The sequence below is a fragment of the Tritonibacter sp. SIMBA_163 genome, assembly GCF_046535935.1.
GTDB classification, from domain to species: Bacteria; Pseudomonadota; Alphaproteobacteria; order Rhodobacterales; family Rhodobacteraceae; genus Epibacterium; species Epibacterium scottomollicae.
The window spans coordinates 1-792 of record NZ_JAWJBP010000082.1; the positions used below are offsets into that span (position 1 = coordinate 1).

Genomic DNA, 792 nt, shown 5'->3' on the forward strand with positions numbered 1-792 from the left:
TTCGGCCTTCTGCTCCGCCAAACGGTGGGACTTGTCGAGAGCCTGATCCAGCTGGCCGGGCTCGATTGGCCGGTGCTGGACTTTTCAACCTTGTGTCGACGCCAGGCGCGGATCGCGGTGCAGATCCCGTATCACGCCTCCGGACAGCCGCTGAAACTGTTGGTCGACAGTACAAGTATTAAATTTCGCGGCAATGGAGAGTGGCTGACCCGCAAGCATGGAGCCTCGCGCCGGAGGCAGTGGAGGAAGCTCCACATCGCCTTGGACGCAGGCACCGGCGACGTTCGCGCGGTCGAGTTCACCTCGAGCCATCAGGGCGACAGCCCGCTACTGCCAGAGCTGTTGTCCCAGATCCCGCCCGACGAACCGATCAATACCGTCACCGCCGACGGCGCCTATGATACGCGACGTTGCCATGAGGCGATCATCGAACGAGGTGCAAACGGCATCATGCCGATCCGCCGTAACGGTCGTGCCTGAAAGGCTGACTGCCCCGCGGCCATTGCGCTAAACGAGATCTTCCACGCAACCCGGCACCTAGGCCGGGCGCTCTGGAAGACGTGGGCGCGATACCATGTCCGCAGCCGGGTCGAGGCCAGGATGAACTGCCTCAAGCGCTTCGGGGAACGGATCATGTCACGAGACCCTGACCGCCAAACCGCCGAAATTCACATCCGCATCGCAATCATGAATACCTTCTCGGCCCTCGGCACGGCCGAGATCGAAGCCGTAACCTGAACTCAGGTGGGAAAGGGCAAACTCATCCCCGAACCTGATTTGCGCAACAACGCC

General features: G+C 61.7%; 1 pseudogene. It reads left to right on the forward strand.

From position 1 onward, the window contains the following. Positions 1 to 738: pseudogene (locus R0J92_RS21505) on the forward strand (IS5 family transposase); the annotation flags it as partial. Positions 739 to 792: the final 54 nt, after the last annotated feature.